The 18,249-nt window shown below is 70.6% G+C and carries 14 protein-coding genes; 7 read left to right on the forward strand and 7 right to left on the reverse strand.

Annotation, left to right across the window (positions count from 1 at the left end; all coding sequences use genetic code 11):
- Positions 1 to 576: transcription termination factor Rho (rho, locus tag ACIQ6S_RS06505; protein ID WP_397607646.1), on the forward strand; the 576-nt coding region annotated here is incomplete at its 5' end.
- A 97-nt stretch (positions 577 to 673) separates the two neighbouring features.
- Here the strand turns inward: rho and ACIQ6S_RS06510 are convergent.
- From ACIQ6S_RS06510 to ACIQ6S_RS06520, 3 genes are all read right to left on the reverse strand, one after another.
- Positions 674 to 1,546: a hypothetical protein gene (locus tag ACIQ6S_RS06510; protein ID WP_397607647.1), complete on the reverse strand. Its 873-nt coding sequence runs from the start codon at positions 1,544 to 1,546 to the stop codon at positions 674 to 676.
- A 107-nt stretch (positions 1,547 to 1,653) separates the two neighbouring features.
- Positions 1,654 to 5,037, reverse strand: coding sequence for an ankyrin repeat domain-containing protein (locus tag ACIQ6S_RS06515; protein WP_397607648.1), 3,384 nt, complete (start codon positions 5,035 to 5,037; stop codon positions 1,654 to 1,656).
- Positions 5,030 to 5,284 (reverse strand): YcgL domain-containing protein, encoded by a 255-nt coding sequence (locus ACIQ6S_RS06520; protein ID WP_297865163.1) that lies wholly within the window; start codon positions 5,282 to 5,284, stop codon positions 5,030 to 5,032. Before ACIQ6S_RS06520 ends, ACIQ6S_RS06515 begins: the two co-directional genes overlap by 8 nt.
- Positions 5,285 to 5,447: 163 nt before the next feature.
- On the opposite strand from ACIQ6S_RS06520, the gene ACIQ6S_RS06525 reads away from it, so the two are divergent.
- Positions 5,448 to 7,796: a S9 family peptidase gene (locus ACIQ6S_RS06525; protein WP_397607743.1), complete on the forward strand. Its 2,349-nt coding sequence runs from the start codon at positions 5,448 to 5,450 to the stop codon at positions 7,794 to 7,796.
- Positions 7,793 to 8,854: a calcium/sodium antiporter gene (locus ACIQ6S_RS06530; RefSeq protein ID WP_397607649.1), complete on the forward strand. Its 1,062-nt coding sequence runs from the start codon at positions 7,793 to 7,795 to the stop codon at positions 8,852 to 8,854. Before ACIQ6S_RS06525 ends, ACIQ6S_RS06530 begins: the two co-directional genes overlap by 4 nt.
- Before the next feature lie 14 nt (positions 8,855 to 8,868).
- Here the strand turns inward: ACIQ6S_RS06530 and ACIQ6S_RS06535 are convergent, their stop codons facing one another.
- Positions 8,869 to 9,432 (reverse strand): hypothetical protein, encoded by a 564-nt coding sequence (locus tag ACIQ6S_RS06535; RefSeq protein ID WP_397607650.1) that lies wholly within the window; start codon positions 9,430 to 9,432, stop codon positions 8,869 to 8,871.
- Between the two features lie 81 nt (positions 9,433 to 9,513).
- Between ACIQ6S_RS06535 and ACIQ6S_RS06540 the strand changes: the two genes are divergently transcribed.
- Positions 9,514 to 9,861, forward strand: a complete 348-nt coding sequence (locus ACIQ6S_RS06540) for a winged helix-turn-helix transcriptional regulator (protein ID WP_397607651.1) — start codon at positions 9,514 to 9,516, stop codon at positions 9,859 to 9,861.
- Here ACIQ6S_RS06540 and ACIQ6S_RS06545 read toward each other — a convergent pair.
- Complete coding sequence (locus tag ACIQ6S_RS06545; protein WP_397607652.1) at positions 9,858 to 10,778, reverse strand: pteridine-dependent deoxygenase; 921 nt, start codon at positions 10,776 to 10,778, stop codon at positions 9,858 to 9,860. The genes ACIQ6S_RS06540 and ACIQ6S_RS06545 overlap by 4 nt on opposite strands.
- Before the next feature lie 122 nt (positions 10,779 to 10,900).
- Here ACIQ6S_RS06545 and hemF point away from each other — a divergent pair, with 122 nt between their 5' ends.
- Entirely contained in the window at positions 10,901 to 11,839 is a 939-nt protein-coding gene (gene hemF / locus ACIQ6S_RS06550) for an oxygen-dependent coproporphyrinogen oxidase (RefSeq protein WP_397607653.1), read from the forward strand.
- 31 nt (positions 11,840 to 11,870) lie between these two features.
- Here the strand turns inward: hemF and ACIQ6S_RS06555 are convergent, their stop codons facing one another.
- Both ACIQ6S_RS06555 and polA read right to left on the reverse strand, forming a co-directional pair.
- Entirely contained in the window at positions 11,871 to 13,184 is a 1,314-nt protein-coding gene (locus tag ACIQ6S_RS06555) for an FAD/NAD(P)-binding protein (protein ID WP_397607654.1), read from the reverse strand.
- 296 nt (positions 13,185 to 13,480) lie between these two features.
- Positions 13,481 to 16,240 carry a DNA polymerase I gene (polA, locus tag ACIQ6S_RS06560; RefSeq protein ID WP_397607744.1) on the reverse strand — a complete coding sequence of 920 codons (2,760 nt, stop codon included), beginning with the start codon at positions 16,238 to 16,240 and terminating at the stop codon, positions 13,481 to 13,483.
- An 88-nt stretch (positions 16,241 to 16,328) separates the two neighbouring features.
- On the opposite strand from polA, the gene ACIQ6S_RS06565 reads away from it, so the two are divergent.
- Positions 16,329 to 16,865 carry a TRAP transporter small permease subunit gene (locus ACIQ6S_RS06565; RefSeq protein ID WP_397607655.1) on the forward strand — a complete coding sequence of 179 codons (537 nt, stop codon included), beginning with the start codon at positions 16,329 to 16,331 and terminating at the stop codon, positions 16,863 to 16,865.
- Positions 16,862 to 18,244 carry a TRAP transporter large permease subunit gene (locus tag ACIQ6S_RS06570; RefSeq protein WP_397607656.1) on the forward strand — a complete coding sequence of 461 codons (1,383 nt, stop codon included), beginning with the start codon at positions 16,862 to 16,864 and terminating at the stop codon, positions 18,242 to 18,244. The genes ACIQ6S_RS06565 and ACIQ6S_RS06570 overlap by 4 nt, the downstream gene beginning before the upstream one ends.
- Positions 18,245 to 18,249 lie beyond the last annotated feature (5 nt).

The following is an 18,249-nucleotide window of genomic DNA, read 5'->3' on the forward strand; positions in this document are numbered from 1 at the left end:
GTCTCCTCGACCTTCGACGAGCCCGCCGCGCGCCACGTGCAGGTCGCCGAGATGGTGATCGAGCGCGCCAAGCGCTTGGTCGAGCACAGGAAGGATGTGGTGATCCTGCTTGACTCGATCACCCGCCTCGCCCGCGCGTACAACACCGTGGTGCCGAGCTCCGGCAAGGTGCTGACCGGCGGCGTCGACGCCAACGCCCTGCACCGCCCGAAGCGCTTCTTCGGCGCGGCGCGCAAGGTGGAGGAAGGCGGCTCGCTGACGATCATCGCCACCGCGCTCGTGGAAACGGGCTCGAAGATGGACGAGGTGATCTACGAGGAGTTCAAGGGCACCGGCAACTGCGAAGTGCACCTCGACCGCCGCATCGCCGAGAAGCGCGTCTACCCGGCGATCAACATCAACCGCTCGGGCACGCGTCGCGAAGAGCTGCTGATCGAGCCGGACATGCTGCAGAAGATCTGGATCCTCCGGAAGCTGCTGCACCCGATGGACGAACTGGCGGCGATGGAGTTCCTGCTCGACAAGATGAAGAACACCAAGTCGAACGACGAGTTCTTCAACTTCATGAAACGCTGAACCGTCGCGGCGAACGCCGCGTCGAACGGCAGGCAGTAAAGCGAAGGCCCCGCGATGCGGGGCCTTCGTCGTTTCGCCGGCCTGTCGCCCGGCGCCTTCAGTTCACCGAGGTGCCGGCGACGTCGTCGAGGAGTTGGAAGCTCGACGAAGCGGCTTCACCCAGCGGCGTCATGGCCACGGCACCTTCGAGCGACATCGTCATCCACGGCAACGGGGTGACCTCGACCGGAATGCGCGGCTGCCAGCCCGAATGCGCGCGGCCTGGTGGCGTGTACTGAACCGGCACCAGTGCGGTGCCGCTGGCGATCACTCCCGGGTCGCGGAACCTCCAGCCCCGCGCGGCGCGCATCGAGGCGGAAGCGAACTGCCTGGCGAAGGCGATGGCACGAAGGCGATGCTGGATGTCGTCGACGGCGAGCGCGAGGCTGTGCACGCCTACACCGACCACGTGGCCCTCGGCATCGACGCGCACCATCAGCATCACCTTGGCGCCATAGCCTTCGCGCGCCGGTGTCATTGGATAGGTCGGCGGGCGCAGATCATTGCGAGGCGCGCGCTCGCCGTTTGCACTTTCGTGACTGGGCGGATCGATGAACACGATGTTTTCGATGCCGAGCTTCACCTGGTCACTGCCTGGCAGGCGCTCCCCGGTGGCATCGAGGAGGAAATGTGCCTTGGCGCGCACGACGCGACCGTCGACATCCACGGGCTTGAAGCGCCACGTCGACATCGCGGCGCGGTAGATCTCGCGCGTCGACGCCGGCATGTCGAGCTCGACTTCCGTAACGCGGCCATCCGGCTCGACCACTAGGGTGCCACGCGTCGAAATCTCAAAGCGCTGCACCTGTCGCGGACCATCGGGAATGGCGTACTGCTGCTCAGTGGGCAGCGTCGACGCCGGTGCCGACGCGCCGATCGGAGAGGACAACATCAAGACGGCCGCGCAGGCCGTTGCGATCATCGTTCGCATGGGGGGACTCCTGTCATTGCGAGGGGGGTACGCCGCCACACCGTGCCACGCCACCGCGCGGGTCGCAACGGCACCAGCCTAGTGCGGGGGAGCAGCCCGCCGTTGTGTCAGGGATCCCGCGGCTTCAGCAGTCGCGCGAGCGACGGCAACACGCCCGAAGCGGTGGGCGTCGATGGCACAGCCGGCGACGATGCCGAATTCGCGGCGTCGGAGGTGCTGGCACCGACGTCAGCCACAGGTTTCGCTTCCACGTGGCGCACCGACTGGAACAGCGCGGCGATGTCGACGAAGCCGCGGATCAGGGCGAGATCGTGCGGGGTGCGGCCGAGACGGTCGCGGGCCGCGGGCTGGGCGCCTTCGCGCAGCAGCCGCTCGACGATGCGGCCGAGGCCGTGCAGCGCCGCGAGGTGCAGGACGGTGAGGCCGCGGTGCTCGACGTGGGCCAAGGACACGCCTTCGCTGAGCAGGCGGTCGAGCGCGGCAAACAGCACATCCTCGTCGACGCTGGCACCGGCCTCGGCGCGCGCGCCGAGCAGCAGCAGCGTCGGGGTCTGCTCGGAGGCACTCGTCGCTTCGGCGTCGGCATCGGCCAGGAGCAGCGCGTCGAACAGCGCCAGGACGCGCGCACGCTCGCGCGAATTGAAGGTGAACAGCGCAGCGCAGTGCAGCGGCGTCAGCCCCTGGGCGTCGCGCGCGGCGACATCGGCACCGGCGCGCAGCAGGCGCGAAACGAGGTCCGGGAGGCCAAGCGCGGAGGCCAACATCAGCGGCGTGACGCCGCCGGGCATCGCCTGCTCGGGGTCGGCACCCGCCGCCAGCAGGCGATCGACGACGTTGGCGTGGCGCATGCTGATCGCCGCCGACAGCGGCGTGGCGCCGGTGCGCGCCGCGATGGAGGTGTCGGCATGCAGCCCGAGCAGATGGTCGACGATGGCGAGGTGGCCGCCGCCGGCAGCCCGCAGCAGGGCCGTGCAGCCCTGTGCATCCACGCCATCCACCGCGAGCCCCAGCGCGACGAGTCGGACGACGGCGCCGAGATCGCCGGCCATCGCCGCGGCCGGGAGATCCCCCGGCTGCAGCGCGCGTCCCGGCAGTTTCCAGGGGCCCCAGTCCAGCCATTCGGCGAGGTCGCGGCGGCCACGGGCCAGGGCCGCGCCGTGCGGCGTCTGGCCGTCGGCGGCACGCGCATCGGCGGGTGCGCCGTGGCGGACGAGGCGCTTGATCACGGCTTCGTGGCCACGGGCGACGGCCAGATGGAGCGGCGTGTGTCCGCGTGCATCGCGCTGCGCCGGGTCGACGCCCCGCTGAAGCAGCGCATCGAGCATGGGCAGGCAGGGCAACTGCGCGGCGAGGCCGATGGCGCTGTCCCCGTTCGGTGCGGAACCGAAGGGGTCGACGCCCCGTTCGAGCAGCCCCAGGCCGATGGCGGCGGCGCGCGATGGTTCGCGCGGGTTCGCAGCCAACCAGCGCGCCACCGCGCCCACGCCTTGCGGGGTTTGGCCCTGTGCCAGCAGCGCGCGCAGACCGAGTTCGGCATCGAGGCCGCGATCCAGCAGCAGCAGGCCGACGCTGTCCATGCCGGACACGCGATCGTCGGAATGCGCGCCGTGCTCGAGCAACCATTCGAAGACGTCGATGCCGGCGGCGTCGGCGAACTCCAGCAGCAGCATCGAAATCGCCACGCGGCCCGGCGCGTCCTCCGCGCCGAGCACGTCCTGCGCGGCGCGGAAATCGCGGGCCCGCAGCGCGTCGCGGAGGCGCTCGCGGGCCGGCTTGAGCGCGATGCCCGACGCCACCTCGTCGAGGTCGCCCGGCAGCGGGTAATCGGGATCGAGCACGGCGACGAGCGCCCAGCGTCCTCCACCAACGGCATGGTCGACCGGACGACGGCCCGCGGCGTCGCGCGCCTCGCGATCGATGCCGAGGGCCAGCAGGGCGCGCAGGCGCTCCGGCTCGACACCGGCCTCGCAGGCCAGGGCCAAGGCATTGCGCCCGCCGACGTCGCGGGCCGCCGGGTCGGGATGGCGGGCGAGCACCAGCGGCAACAGCGCCGGGTTCGGCGAACGCGCGGCTTCCAGCAGGGCGGTGCGTCCTTCGTCGTCGGCGGCGTCCACCGAGGCGCCGGCGTCGATCAGCACCTGCGCGATTGCGGCGTGGCCGGCGGCGAGCGCTTCGAGCAGCGCGGTACGGCCGCGGGCATCGCGCGAATCGACCTTCGCCTTGTGCTTGAGCAGCAATTGCACGCCGGCGGGATCGTCGTCTTCGCCACCCGCGGCCGCGAGCAGGGTCGGCTGTGCACCGGGGGATTCCGGCTTGGCGCCGCGTTCGAGCAGGAAGCGCGCGACGCGCCAGTTGCCCGAGGCGAGGGCCAACGCGAGAGGCGGCTGCGCTTCGCCGTTGAGGGCGTGCAGGTCGGCGCCGGCATCGAGCAACTGGGCCGCGATCGCCGGATCGGTGCTGCGCGCTGCGTGGTGCAGGGGCGTGTTGCCGTCGCGGTCGGCGCGTCGCGGGTCGGCGCCGTTGGCGAGCAGCATGGTCACGGCGTCGATGCGACCGTGCCAGGAATCGCGCGTCGCCGCGAGCAGCGGGGTCAGCCCGGCGTGCTCCTGGTTGAGGTCGGCGCCGCGGACGATCAGCTCACGCAGCAGGCGAAGGTCGGGCAGCAGGGCCGCGAGCATCGGCAGGCTGCGCTGGTCGGGCGCACCGGGCTCCGGCAGGGCGTCCGGGTCGGCGCCCGCATCGAGCGCTTCGATCACGGCATCGATGCGGCCGGCGCGGGCATGGGCGTACACGTCGCCGACAGCCGGCGAAGCGGGTTCGTCGTCTTCCTCGGCTTCGAGCACCCGAGGAGCGACAGGCTCCGGCGGCAGCGGCGGTGCTTCGGGCGCATGGCCCGAACGCTGGAGGGCGGCGTGCACCGCCAGCAGGCCGACGGCATAGGGCACCGCCAGCCACCAGATGGAGAGCAGGCGCGGCGGCGGCCACACCATCAGCCACGCCCCGACCGTGGCCGCGAGCACCGCGAAGGCCAGTGCCAGCCCCCGATGCAGCGACCAGGTCCCGGGCACCGCGGCGGCGAGTGTGGCCAAGCCGCCGCCCTGGCGGGCGGCCATGGCGAACAAGGTCCATTGCCGCCACAGCACGGTCCACGCGAGTCCCACGACCGCGCCCAGCCCCAGCGCGGCGGCAAGGCTGCCGGTTTCGAGCAGGCTGCTCCAAGGCCAAGCGAAGCCGAGGCCCAGCAGGGCGAACGTGGCGCCCCACAGCACGGCTAGGGTGATCGCGTCGCGCCACCACACGCGCAGCGCCGGGGACTCCGGGGCCGGCGACAGCAGAGCCATGCCGAGGGCCAACGCGGGCTGGGCCAGCCACGGCCCGAGCACGGCCATCGCACCGACCGGCCAGAGCGCCGGCAACACGGCCAGCCCCAAGCCGACGAGCAGCAGCGGAAGGGCGAGGCTGCGCTGCAGCGTCGACCGCGGATCAGTCATCCGCGCTCCCGTCGGTGGGCGGCGGCGGGAATTGGATGTGGAAGCCCTGCCCGGCGAGGTTCGCACGCACCACGGCGGCATCCTCGCGGGCCAGCTGGCGCTCCGGCGTCAGCGCCACGTCGAGCACGAAGCGCAGTTCGCCGAGCTGGGTGCGCAGCACCTCGGGCAGCAGGCCGAAGGCGTCGCGCTCACGCAGGTAGACGAAGGTCTCGGCCTTGCGGAGGGATTTGTAGACGTAGGCCTGCATTGAGCGGCGGCGCAATGCGCCAAATCTTGGGAATGCGGCGATTGTGGCCGCTGGCGGCCACAGTGACCAGCGCGCCGTCGCGCAGCCTGCGCGCGGGGCCCTGCTAGGCTCGCGCCCTCGTTTCCCGATGGAGAGCCTCGTGCCGAAGCCCCTGCCCCGCCCGATGCGCGGCCTTGCCCTGCTTGCGTCGACGCTGGCCGTCGCCCTGCCCGCCCATGCCGAGCCCACGCCCGCCCCGCTGACGCTGGACCTCGCGATGTCGCACCCGGACTGGATCGGCCCGCCGGTGGAGCAGCTGTGGTGGAGCGCCGATTCGCAGCACGTGGCCTACACGCTAAAGCGCACCGGCTCGCCGGTGCGCGACGTGTTCCGCCAGCCTGCGGCCGGCGGCGACGCGGTGAAGCTGGCACCGGCCGATGCCGCGGAAGCCGACGCCGCTGCCCCGGTCTTCGACGCCCGCCGCACGCGCATGGCGACGCTGCGCAACGGCGATGTCTTCGTGGTGACGCTCGCCACCGGCCAGCGCCAGCAGCTCACGCAGAGCGCCGCCGACGAAGCCGACCTGCGTTTCGCCGCCGACGGCAACGCGGTGTTCTACCGCGTCGGCGACGAATGGCGCGCCTACGATTTCGCCGCGCAGCGCGAGCGCACCGTCGCCGTGCTGAAGGCCGAGAAGGACCCGCAGGCGGCGCCGAAGCCCGACGTGCTGCGCGATGCCGAGCTGCGACTGATCGACACCCTCGCCCGCCAGCGCGCCGATCGCGACGCCCTGGCAGCCGAGGCCAAGGCGCAGCGCGACGGCGACCGCACGCGCGTGGCCGCACCGGTCTTTTTCGGCGACGACGTGACCATCGCCGCGAGCAGCCTCTCCACCGATGGCCGCCACCTGCTGGTGGCGCTGGAGCCGAAGGGCGCCGATGCCGGGCGCGGCGGCAAGATGCCGCGCTACGTCAACGAGGATGGCTTCGAGGACGCCGAGGACGTGCGCACGCGCGTGGGTCGGAACGCCCCCATCGCGCAGACCTTCAAGCTCGTCGACCTCGCCGACGGCACGGTCACCGACCTCGACCTCAAGGCCCTGCCCGGCATCGACGTCGACCCGCTCGCCGCGCTGAAGAAGGAACACGAGCAGCCCGCGCTCGAGGGCCTGCGCGCCGTGCGCCTGATGGACGCGCGTTTCGCCCCGGACGGCACGCCGCTGGCCATGCTGCGCAGCGTCGACAACAAGGATCGCTGGATCGTCCGCATCGACCGCGACACGGCGACGCTCTCGACGGTGCATCGCCTGACGGACGCCGCGTGGATCAACTGGAACTTCAACGACTTCGGCGTGCTGCCCGATGGCCGGGCGTGGTGGCTCTCGGAGGAATCCGGCTACTCGCACCTCTACGTGCAGGACGGTCGTCGCGCGAAGGCGCTGACCAGCGGCCGCTGGGAAGCCTCGTCGCCCGTCCTCACGGCCGATGCCGCCAGCTTCGTCTTCGTCTGCAACCGCGCATGGCCGGGTGACTACGAACTGTGCCGCGTGCCGGTGGCCGGCGGCGAAGTGCGCGAGCTCACGTCGCTCGATGGCGTGGAGGACTTCGCCCTGTCGCCCGACGGATCGAAGATCGCGCTGCGCTGGTCGGCCTCGTTCACGCCGCCGCAGGCGGCCGTGGTCGGCATCGATGGCGGTGACGTGCGCAAGCTCACCGACACGCGCGCGGCGGCCTTCAAGGCCATGCCGTGGCGCGCGCCGCGCTTCGTTCAGGTGCCGAGCAGCGACGGCGCGGGCACCGTCTGGGGCAAGCTCTACACGCCCACCACGATGGAGCCCGGCAAGCAGTATCCGGTGGTGATGTTCGTGCACGGCGCCGGCTACCTGCAGAACGTCTTCGCCCGCTATCCCGTGTACTTCCGCGAGCAGATGTTCCACCAGCTGCTCACCGACCGCGGCTACATCGTCCTCGACCTCGATTTCCGCGCCTCGGAAGGCTACGGCCGCGACTGGCGCACGGCGATCTACCGCCAGATGGGCACGCCGGAGCTGCAGGACTACAAGGACGGCATCGACTACCTCGTCGCCAACCATCAGGCGGATCGCGCGCGGGTGGGCATCTACGGCGGCAGCTACGGCGGCTTCATGAGCCTGATGGCGATGTTCAAGGCGCCCGGCGTGTTCCACGCCGGCGCGGCGCTGCGCCCGGTCACCGACTGGCGCCACTACAACCACGAGTACACCAGCAACATCCTCGACACCCCGGAGCTGGGCCCGCAGGTCTACATCGACAGCTCGCCGATCGAGCACGCGGAACACCTGCAAGGCCGCCTGCTGATCGCCCACGGCATGATCGACGACAACGTGTTCTTCCAGGATTCGGTGCGCCTCGCGCAGCGCCTGATCGAGCTGAAGAAGCCGGGCTGGGAGCTCGCGAGCTACCCGCTGGAGCGCCACGGCTACGTGCAGCCGGAAAGCTGGTACGACCAGTACCGCCGCATCCTTGAATTGATGGACGAGACCTTGAAGCCATGATCACCGCCCTCACCCTCCTCGCCGGTCTCGCCCTGCTGATCGTCGGTGCCGAAATGCTCGTCAAGGGCGCCTCGCGCGTCGCCGCGGGCTTCGGCATCTCGCCGCTGGTGATCGGCCTCACCGTCGTCGCCTTCGGCACCAGCTCGCCGGAGATGGCCATTTCGGTGTCATCCGCCTGGAAGGGCGAAGCCGACATCGCCGTCGGCAACGTGGTCGGCAGCAACATCTTCAACGTCCTGTTCATCCTCGGCCTGTCGGCGCTGATCACGCCGCTGGTGGTCAGCAAGCAGCTGGTGAAGCTCGACGTGCCGCTGATGATCGGTGTGTCGGTGCTGGCCTTCCTGCTGTCGATGGACGGCCGCATCGCCTTCTGGGAAGGCGCCATTCTCTTCGTCGGCGTCATCGGCTACACGATCCTTGCCATCCGCATGGGCAAGGCCAGCGGCGAAACCGGCGAAGCCGTCGAGGGCGCCGACCGGACGGGGATGAACCTCGGTCTCATCGCCGTCGGACTGGTGCTGCTGGTGCTCGGCTCGCAGTGGCTGGTGAGCGCGGCCATCACCATCGCCACCGCCATGGGCGTGAGCGAACTCGTGATCGGCCTGACCATCGTCGCCGCCGGCACCTCGATGCCGGAAGTGGCGACCTCGGTCACCGCGGCCATCCGCGGCCAACGCGACATCGCGGTGGGCAACGTCGTCGGCAGCAACATCTTCAACATCCTCGCCGTGCTCGGCCTCACCGCGATGGTCGCCCCGGGCGGCCTGCCGGTCTCGCAGGCGGCGCTCAACTTCGACTACCCGGTGATGATGGCGGTGGCCGTGGCCTGCCTGCCGATCTTCTTCGTCGGCTACACGATCCAGCGCTGGGAAGGCGCCCTGTTCCTCGGCTACTACGTTGCCTACACCGTGTACCTCGTTTTCGCCGCCACCGAGCATGACGCCCTGCCGGTGTTCAGCCAGGCGATGATGTGGTTCGTGGTGCCGCTCACGGTGATCACGCTGCTGATCGTGCTGGCCCGCGAGCTGAAGGCACGCCGGTCACGCCAGGGGACTTGAGACAACGGGGCGCTTTACGGCCTGTAGACGCCCCGCAAGACCCTCAACAAGCCAAGCCATCGCCGGCCACCGCTCAGGTCGCCGGCCAGTCGCATCAGTGCATCGTGGAAGCCAAGGTCGGGCAATGCAGCCTCCACTGCACGGAGCTGTTCCGCGCCCAGACCCTTGCGCAGTCGTCCTTGGGTGGCATCCACCCAGTCCGCCTTGCGCAAGGCATTGACCACCCTCGCGTTCGGCCCACAGTAGGGCGTCAGCTTGTGGTGCCAGTGGATCAACGCGACCATCAGATCCACATCCACTGCCAGCTGCCGCTGGCGGACCGTCTGCGTCGCCAAATGCTCGGAGGGCGCCAGATAGGCGAGGTCTTTGGCCACCCACAGTCCGATGTCATGGAAGGCCAAGGCGGCTTCGATGGTGGTGCGGTGGGCCTCGTCCCCGCCGAGGAAGTGGTTGGTGTAGGTCAGCACCCGAAGGATGTGGTTCCGGTACCCGGGCAGGTCGCTGCCGATCAGGGCAGCGTGCGGTTCGAGCAGCGTATCGACCAGCGGCGAACCGGTGATGATGGCGATGGGGGTCACGAGCGTCTTGTCCGGTCTGCGGGCAGGCGGCGATCCTAGGCATTGCATGCCCCCGGGGCGACGACAGAATGTTCTGACTCGATGCGAAAGCCCTACACGAAGAAGCGGCCGCCGCTGGACCCCTGTCCTCTGGAGGAAGTGCTCTCCCTCGTCGGGGGCAAGTGGAAGGCGCGGATCCTCTACGCGTTGGGCCAGGGGCCCGCGAGCTTCAGCAGGCTGAAGGCGTCGCTGGGTCGGGTCTCCCGCGAGGTGTTGTCCACCCAACTGCGCGCCCTGATGTCCGATGGGCTCATCACGGCTGCGCCCGACGACGGCGGCACGGGAACGCTCTACCTGATCACCACCGACGGTGCGGCACTGGTCGCGCTTCTCGTGCCCGTTGCCGCCTGGGGCGAGCAGCGCCTCGAGCGGCGGTGCCTTCCCCGCTAGCTCCCGGCGAACACGCCCTCGAGTTCGACATCGAGCTCGCGGCGGCAGACATCACCCTGCAGGAAGGCGACGCGGGCCAGTGGCAGGCCCGCGGCCTCGAGGCGCTCCTGCACGGCCGGCAGCGCGGCGGCCTCGCGCACGTAGACGCGCAGGGCCTGCAGGCCCTCCATGCGGAAGCGCTCGCCGCTGCGCTGCGAGCCCTCGTCGAGCAGCACGTGCAGGTTCGCGAGGCTCTCGTCGAGCTGGGCCACGACATCCCCCGCGTGCAGCGAGACATGGCCGACGATGCTCGCCGTGCCGGACGCCAGCAGCGTGGCGCCGTCGCCGTCGCACAGCACGGCGCCGCGCGAGAAGCCCGGCGGCACCGGGCCGTATTCGCGCGGGTACTGCCAGGCCGGCGTCTGCCGCGGATTCTCCAGCGCGATGGCGGGCTGCGCGCTGCACAGCGCGACGACGCTGAGCGGTGCGCCGGGATCAGGCGCTCCGATGGCGGTGGCCGCCGGCGGCGGATCACGGAACATCGCATCCACGGCCGCGTTGCGCCCGACGCAGAACCGCCGGTAGCGCTCGCTGTCACCGTCGCCGGCATTGATGGCGCCGAAGTAGTTCCAGATGCGGATCAGGAAGGGATGCGCGCTGGGGCGCGCGGCGGCGAGCAGGTCGCGGTAGGCGGCTTCCGACTCCGCCGCCACGTCGCCGCCGGCCATCGGCCGGTGCAGGCCCAACACCGCCCACGCGCCGGCGGATCGTCGCAGCACGCCCGCACCGATCGAACCCGCCTCCAGCGGCCGGTCCGACATCCACGCCTCGCGCCGCGCGCCGCCGAGCCACGAGCAGCCGCTGCGCCACGGCAGGGCGGCATCGACGAAGTCGAAGTCGAGCAGGGGAGCGTTGTCGGGGCGGTCGGAAACGCGCAAGGCGGATCGGGGCGATTCGGAAGGCCGCGAAGTATAGCGGCGCAGCCCCCTTGACCCCGCGCAAGGGGGCTCGACGGCAGGGGCCGCTAGACTGCGCGCCATCGATGCCTCCGAGGACCCGCATGAGCGCCCCCAGCCCGAACTTCACCGCCGTCCGCGACTACCTGATGGGCCTGCAGGACCGCATCTGCGCGGGGCTCGAGGCCGAGGACGGCGAGGGCCGCTTTGCCGAGGACGCTTGGGCGCGGACGGAAGGCGGCGGTGGCCGCTCGCGGGTGATGAAGGAAGGCGCGGTGTTCGAGCAGGCGGGCGTCGGCTTTTCCGACGTGAGCGGAACTACCCTGCCCGCCTCGGCCACGGCGCACCGCCCCGAACTCGCCGGCGCGCCATGGCGAGCGGTCGGCGTCTCGCTAGTGATCCACCCGCGCAATCCGTACGTGCCGACCTCGCACGCCAACGTGCGCTACTTCGAGGCCCGCCCCGAAGGCCGCGACCCCATCTGGTGGTTCGGCGGCGGCTTCGACCTGACGCCGTTGTATCCCGTCGACGAGGACGTGCGGCATTGGCACGGCGTCGCCCGCGCCCTCTGCGCGCCCTTCGGCGCCACGCGCTACGCCGAGCACAAGGCCTGGTGCGACAAGTACTTCTTCCTCAAGCACCGCAACGAGTGCCGCGGCGTGGGCGGGCTGTTCTTCGACGACCTGCACGCCGACGGCTTCGAACGCAGCTTCGCCTACCAGCGCGCCGTCGGCGACGGCTACCTCGAGGCCTACGTACCCATCGTCGCGAAGCGCAAGGCCACGCCCTACGGCGAACGCGAGCGCGAATTCCAGCTCTACCGCCGCGGCCGCTACGTCGAGTTCAACCTGGTGTGGGACCGCGGCACGCTGTTCGGCCTGCAGAGCGGCGGCCGTACCGAGAGCATCCTGATGAGCCTGCCGCCGCGCGTGCGCTTCGAGTACGGCTACGTGCCGGAAGCGGGCAGCGACGAGGCAAGGCTGGCGGAGTATCTGGTGCCGCGGGAGTGGCTCAGCGAGGGGATGCCACGATGCGGGGCCTGAGCGTGGCGGCCATGGGCCGCCTCGAGCCTAGCTAGGGCATCCACCGCCGCACCACGTCCACCGCCTGCTGCCGCAGTTCCGGCACGGCGCTGGTCTCGAAGCGCTCGCCGAAGCGCGCGGCGCCAACCAACGCGAGGCTCGGATCGGCAGGCGAGCGCACGCCGGTGCCGAGCGGATGCGCCTCGAGCACGCCATCGCGCACCAAGCGAGCGAGCAGTGAATCGCCCGCGAGCGCGGCGCGGAAGCCGGGGCCGCGGCAATCCAGCGCGAGCGCGACATCCAGCACGGTTCCACCGGAACGATCGCGCTTGACGATGCGACCTTCGCTATCGACGCCGATGCGGCCGGGCTCCAACGAGAGCGCGGTGTCAGCGTCGAGCGCCGCGCACACGTCAGGGGCCATGCGGTGGCGGTGGCGGTTCCAGACGCCGAAGGCGTGGCGCAGCACGCGCCGCTGCTCGTCCGGCGCAAGGCCGGCCCAGCGCGCATTGGTGTCGGCGCGCAGCGCATCGATGACGGCGCGCCACGGATGCCGCGCCGCGAATTCGCGGAGTACGCCCAGCACCTGCCGGGCCGTGGCGGCCTCGTCGAGGGCCTCGTCGAGGGCTTCGCGCACGGCGGGCGCCAGCGGCGCGGCCGGGGCATGCGCCTGCGACCAGCGACCACCCGGCGACACCACGCGGATCCGTCCGCGGAAGCCACGCTCGCGCAAGCCCAGCACCATGTCGACCGCCGTCAACCCGCTGCCGACCACCAGCACCGTCTCGGCATCGCCGACCGGCACGCCCTGCGCCGGAAGCGCCCGCCACCACGCCCACGGGTCGGCGATCCAATGCGTCGGGGCATGCGCCATCGGCAGGCCTGTCGGCATACCGAGGCACAGCGCCACACGCAGGGCAGTGTGCGGAACGGCTGGCCCACCCGGCCTGTCGTGGCCAGTGTCGATCCGCCAGGCGCACGCCTCGTTGCGGAGGCTGCGCACAGCGCCAAAGCAGGACGTCACGTCGACGTCTTCCAGCCGGGCCTGGAGGAACTCACCAAACCAGCGCCGCGGCACGAACTGGCCGGGCTCGACGCCGCGATCTGGATGCTCTTGACGCAGCCAATCGAAGAAGTCGACCGGCGCTTCGGCGTCGAGGCCCATGCGCTCCACGGGGACGTTCAAGCGATGCAGGAGGCTGTTCGCGCCATAGGCTGGAAGGAAGGCGCGCGCCGGCGCCTCCGGTCCACGGCACCAGAGCAGCCGCCAGTGCGGCTGCCGCGCGCGAGCGGCCAGTACCGTCGCGACGCCAGCGGGCCCGCCGCCGATCACGGCGAGGTCGTAGGGAGCGTCGATCGCGGTCATGCGGCCTTATGCCACAAGCCGCCGGGATCGGAAAATAAAAACCCCGCGAGCCAGGGGAGACTCGCGGGGCTGGTGAAGCGACGAGAGGGGAGGCCCGCCGCTTCGGTGTGGGTCGACCAGGGGAGGGATCGATTCCACGGCAACGGACATTGCATCCGTTGCGTGACATCTGACCACCCGGGCACTGAGAAGTTCGTGAACTCGCGCGCTCTTTTCCGCAAGGATTCAGGAGGGATTCACCGCTTTGTCGTCGAAGCGTGACGGAGTCGCTAGTCCGCCGTGATGGAACCGTAAAGTCAGTGTGCCTCGTCCCAACTGGCGCCCACGCCGGCCTCGACGAGCAGCGGCACGCGCAGGGTGGCCGCGGCCTCCATGCGTTGCAGGATCTCGGCCTTGGCCTCGTCGACGAAGCCGGCCTCCACTTCGAACACCAGTTCGTCGTGCACCTGCATCAGCATCGCGATGCGGTCGGCGCGCGGCACCGTCCACGCATCCACCGCGACCATCGCGCGCTTGATGATGTCGGCGGCGGTGCCCTGCATCGGCGCGTTGATGGCGGCGCGTTCCGCACCCGCGCGCTGAGCCTGGTTGCGCGATCGGATCTCGGCGAGATGCAGGCGGCGGCCGAACACGGTCTCGACGTAGCCCTTCTCCTTGGCCTGTTCGCGGGTGCGGTCCATGTAGGCGCGGACGCCGGGATAGCGGCTGAAGTAGAGGCCGATGTAGTCCTGCGCCTGGCCGCGGTCGATGCCGAGCTGGCGCGCGAGGCCGAAGGCGCTCATGCCGTAGATCAGGCCGAAGTTGATGGCCTTGGCCGCACGGCGCTGGTCGCCGCTGACCTCGGCCAGCGTCACGCCGAACACCTCTGCCGCGGTGGCCTTGTGCACGTCGAGGCCTTCGGCGAAGGCGCGCAGCAGGCCGGCGTCCTCGGAGAGGTGGGCCATGATGCGGAGCTCGATCTGCGAGTAGTCGCAGGCGAGGATCACGCGGCCCTCGGGGGCCACGAAGGCACGGCGGATCTGCCGGCCTTCCGGCGTGCGAATCGGGATGTTCTGCAGGTTCGGGTCGTTCGACGACAGACGGCCCGTCGCGGCGCCCGCCTGGTTGTAGCGCGTATGCACGCGGCCGGTGAGCGGATTGACGCTCTCGGGCAGCTTGTCGGTGTACGTGCTCTTGAGTTTGGCGAGGCCGCGATGCTCGAGGATGAGGCGCGGCAGCGCGTGCTGGTCGGCGATCGCCTCCAGCGCCTCTTCGTTCGTGCTGGGCTGGCCGGTGGGCGTCTTCACCAGTGCCGGCAGGCCGAGCTCGTCGAACAGCAGGGCCTGCAGCTGCTTGGGCGAGTCGAGGTTGAAGGGCCGGCCGGCGATGCCATGCGCTTCCTGCTCGATGGCATGCAGGCGCTTCGCGTGCTCGGCGCTCTGGCGCTTCAGTTCGGCGACGTCGATGCGCACGCCGCTGCGCTCCATCCGCGCCAGTACCGGCACCAGCGGCATCTCGATGTCTCGGTAGACCGAGGCCAAGGCCGGCTCGGCGGCGAGGCGCGACGACAGCGCGGCGTGCAGGCGCAGCGTGACGTCGGCGTCCTCGGCGGCGTAGGCCGTGGCGCGTTCGAGGTCCACCTGGTCGAAAGTGATCTGCTTGGCACCCTTGCCGCAGACGGTTTCGTACTTGATGGTCGTATAGCCCAGATGGCGCTCCGCCAGCGCGTCCATGTCGTGGCGGTTGAGGCCGGCGTCGAGCACGAAGCTCATCAGCAACGTGTCCTCCGCGTAGCCCTGCACGTCGATGCCGTGGCGGGCCAGCACTTCGATGTCGAACTTGCCGTTCTGGCCGAGCTTCGGCTTGGCGGCATCCTCGAGGATCGGCTTGAGCGCCTCGCAAACCATCGCCCAAGGCAGCTGCGGAGGCGCGCCGGCGTAGGCGTGCGCGATGGGGATGTAGCAGGCCGTGCCGACAGCGACGCAGAGGCTGACGCCGACGAGGTGGCACTGCTGCGGATCGAGGCCGTCGGTCTCGGTGTCGAAGGCGATGAGCGGCGCGGCGCGCAGCGCCTCGACCCAGCGCGCGAGCTGCGCTTCGTCGAGCACGCACTCCACCTCGCCTTTTGCCGACCAAGCCGGGTCGATCGGCGCGGCCGGCGTCGGATCACCGCCACCGCCGAAGCCCCGCGGTGCACTGCGCGCCGCTCCGCTCGATGCCGGAGCGCCCGTTCCGCCATCCAGATCGCGCGCGGCGGCGTTGAAGCCGTACTGCAGGTAGAGCGCGCGCAGCGCATCGACGTGGCGCTCGCGCAGATGCAGCTCGGCCGGACGGCGATCGAGTTCGACATCGGTCTTGATGGTCACGAGCTGGCGGTTCAGCGGCAGGCGCGGCAGCGCGGCGCGCAGGTTCTCGCCGATCTTGCCCGTCACCTTGTCGGCGCTCGCGATGACGGCTTCGAGCGTGCCGTACTCGGCCAGCCACTTCGCCGCCGTCTTCGGCCCGCACTTGTCGACGCCGGGCACGTTGTCGACGCTGTCGCCCATCAGCGAGAGGTAGTCGATGATCTGGTCGGCGCGCACGCCGAACTTCTCGATGACGTCGGCATCGCTCGAGAGCTTCGAGCCGCTCATCGTGTTGGTGAGCGTGATTCCGGGGCGAACCAGCTGGGCGAAGTCCTTGTCCGAGGTGGACACGGTGACGTCCATGCCCTGCGCAGCGCCCTGCACCGCCAGCGTGCCGATCACGTCGTCGGCCTCGACGCCGGGCACGCGAAGGATCGGGAACCCCAGCGCCTCGACGATGGCGATCATCGGTTCGACCTGCGCGCGCAGGTCGTCGGGCATCGGAGGGCGGTGCGCCTTGTATTGCGGGTCGAGCGCCTCGCGGAAAGTCGGACCGGAGGCGTCGAGAACAAAGGCGGCGTGCTCCGGCCCCTCCTTCAACGTGGCACGCAGCATGTTCACGACGCCGAACAGCGCACCGGTGGGCGTGCCGTCCGGGCCGGTCAGCGGCGGCAGCGCATGGAAGGCGCGGTAGAGGTAGGACGAGCCGTCGATCAGGACGAGGCGCGGCATGGACGGCTCCGGTTCGGCAGAGGCGGCGATTGTATCGGCCTCGCCCACGGTGCGATCCTCGCGCGTCGCGAGCCACGCGGGAGGGCGCATGGGCAGAATCCAGAAGATCATCGACGGGACCAGCGAGGTCTGCGGGCACGTCGCCGCGCTGGCAGCCACGGCGCTGGTCGTGCTCACGGCCGGCCTCGTGCTGGCTTTCAGCCTCGGCGTCGGCTCGGTGAGGCTCCAGGACCTCGTGCTGTGGCTCAACGCCGGCATGGTGATGCTCGGGCTCGGCTATGCGCTGAAGCACCGCGCGCACGTGCGCATCGACGTGTTCTCCTCGCGCTGGTCGACGCGCACCGTGGCCCGCATCGAGCTACTGGGCATCGGGCTGCTGCTGCTGCCATTCTCCGCCGCACTCGTGTGGTTCAGCCTCGACTACGTCGCCATGAGCTGGCGCATCGGCGAGCGCTCGGGCAGCACCGGCGGCCTCGGCGGCCTCTATCTCGCGAAGACACTGCTGCCGGTGGGCGCCGGGCTGCTGGCGCTGCAGGGCATCGCGGAAGCGCTGCGCGCGCTGCCCGTCGCCCTTGGCGGCGAGGCGGGCGCCACGGCGGCGAAGGCCGGGGAGGCGACGGCATGAGCCTGCACGACCAGCACATCCTGATGCTCGTCCTGCTGATGCTGGGCCTGTGCGCCGGCCTGGCCAGCGGCTTCCCGGTGGCCTTCGTCATCGGCGGCGTGGCCCTGCTGCTCGCGGGGCTGGGCACCCTGCTCGGCAATTTCGATCCGAGTTTCCTGCAGGCGCTGCCGAACCGCCTGATCGACACGATGACCAGCCAGACGCTGCTCGCCGTGCCCCTGTTCGTCTACATGGGCGTGATGCTCGAACGCAGCCAGCTCGCGGAAGCCCTGCTCACCCGCGTGGCCGCACTGTTCGGGCAGCGTCGCGGCGGGCTCGTCGTGGCGGTGATCCTGGTCGGCGCGATCCTTGCGGCCAGCACCGGCATCGTCGGCGCCACCGTCGTGACCATGGGCCTGATCTCGCTGCCGGTGATGCTGCGCGCTGGCTACGACCCGAAGCTCGCCACGGGTGCCATCGCCGCCTCAGGCACGCTGGGCCAGATCATCCCGCCGTCGATCGTGCTGGTGCTGCTGGGCGACCAGCTCGGCAACGCCTACCAGCGCGCGCAGCTGGCCGCGGGCAACTACTCGCCGGACACCGTTTCGGTGGGCGATCTTTTCGCCGGTGCGCTGCTGCCCGGCCTCGGCCTCGTGGTGCTCTACCTCGGCTACGCCCTGTGGGTGGCCTGGCGGCACCCGGAGCGCGCGCCCGCGCTGCCCGACGCCGTGCGGCCCTCGCTGTTCGAGCTGGCCCGCGACGTGCTGCCGGCGCTCGGCCTGATCGTGCTGGTGCTGGGCTCGATCCTCGGCGGCTTCGCCACGCCGACGGAAGCCGCGGCCGTGGGCGCTCTGGGCGCCAGCGCCTTCGCCGCGATGCGTGGGCGGCTCTCGTTCGCGCGCCTGCACGAAGTCGCGCGCGAAACGGTCAAGGTGAGCGCGATGGTCTTCGCCATCCTGTTCGGCGCGGCGCTGTTCTCGCTGGTCTTCCGCGGCTACGGCGGCGACGACCTCGTGCATGAACTGCTGACGGGCCTGCCGGGCGGGGCGAACGGGGCGGTGCTGCTGGTGATGCTGCTGATGTTCCTGCTGGGCTTCGTTCTCGACTTCATCGAGATCGTGTTCATCGTCGTGCCGATCGTCGCCCCGGTGCTGTTCGCCCTCGGCGTCGACCCGGTGTGGCTGGGCGTGATGATGGCCGTGAACCTGCAGACGAGCTTCCTGACGCCGCCCTTCGGCTTCGCGTTGTTCTACCTGCGCGGCGTCGCGCCGCCGAGCATCGAGACGATGGCCATCTATCGCGGCGTGGTGCCCTTCATCGGCCTGCAGCTGGCGATGCTGGGCATCCTCTGGTTCGTGCCGGAGTTGGCGACGTGGCTGCCGGGCGTGCTGTACGACTGAGCCGG

This window comes from Silanimonas sp. (assembly GCF_044377035.1).
Lineage (GTDB): Bacteria > Pseudomonadota > Gammaproteobacteria > Xanthomonadales > Xanthomonadaceae > Silanimonas.

What these genes read in the sequence shown, in the direction of transcription:
- ACIQ6S_RS06510 (WP_397607647.1), bottom strand. Translation starts at nt 1,546, where the DNA reads ATGCGAACGATGATCGCAACGGCCTGCGCGGCCGTCTTGATGTTGTCC.
- ACIQ6S_RS06515 (WP_397607648.1), bottom strand. Translation starts at nt 5,037, where the DNA reads ATGACTGATCCGCGGTCGACGCTGCAGCGCAGCCTCGCCCTTCCGCTG.
- ACIQ6S_RS06520 (WP_297865163.1), bottom strand. Translation starts at nt 5,284, where the DNA reads ATGCAGGCCTACGTCTACAAATCCCTCCGCAAGGCCGAGACCTTCGTC.
- ACIQ6S_RS06525 (WP_397607743.1), top strand. Translation starts at nt 5,448, where the DNA reads ATGCGCGGCCTTGCCCTGCTTGCGTCGACGCTGGCCGTCGCCCTGCCC.
- ACIQ6S_RS06530 (WP_397607649.1), top strand. Translation starts at nt 7,793, where the DNA reads ATGATCACCGCCCTCACCCTCCTCGCCGGTCTCGCCCTGCTGATCGTC.
- ACIQ6S_RS06540 (WP_397607651.1), top strand. Translation starts at nt 9,514, where the DNA reads ATGCGAAAGCCCTACACGAAGAAGCGGCCGCCGCTGGACCCCTGTCCT.
- hemF (WP_397607653.1), top strand. Translation starts at nt 10,901, where the DNA reads ATGAGCGCCCCCAGCCCGAACTTCACCGCCGTCCGCGACTACCTGATG.
- ACIQ6S_RS06555 (WP_397607654.1), bottom strand. Translation starts at nt 13,184, where the DNA reads ATGACCGCGATCGACGCTCCCTACGACCTCGCCGTGATCGGCGGCGGG.
- polA (WP_397607744.1), bottom strand. Translation starts at nt 16,240, where the DNA reads ATGCCGCGCCTCGTCCTGATCGACGGCTCGTCCTACCTCTACCGCGCC.
- ACIQ6S_RS06565 (WP_397607655.1), top strand. Translation starts at nt 16,329, where the DNA reads ATGGGCAGAATCCAGAAGATCATCGACGGGACCAGCGAGGTCTGCGGG.
- ACIQ6S_RS06570 (WP_397607656.1), top strand. Translation starts at nt 16,862, where the DNA reads ATGAGCCTGCACGACCAGCACATCCTGATGCTCGTCCTGCTGATGCTG.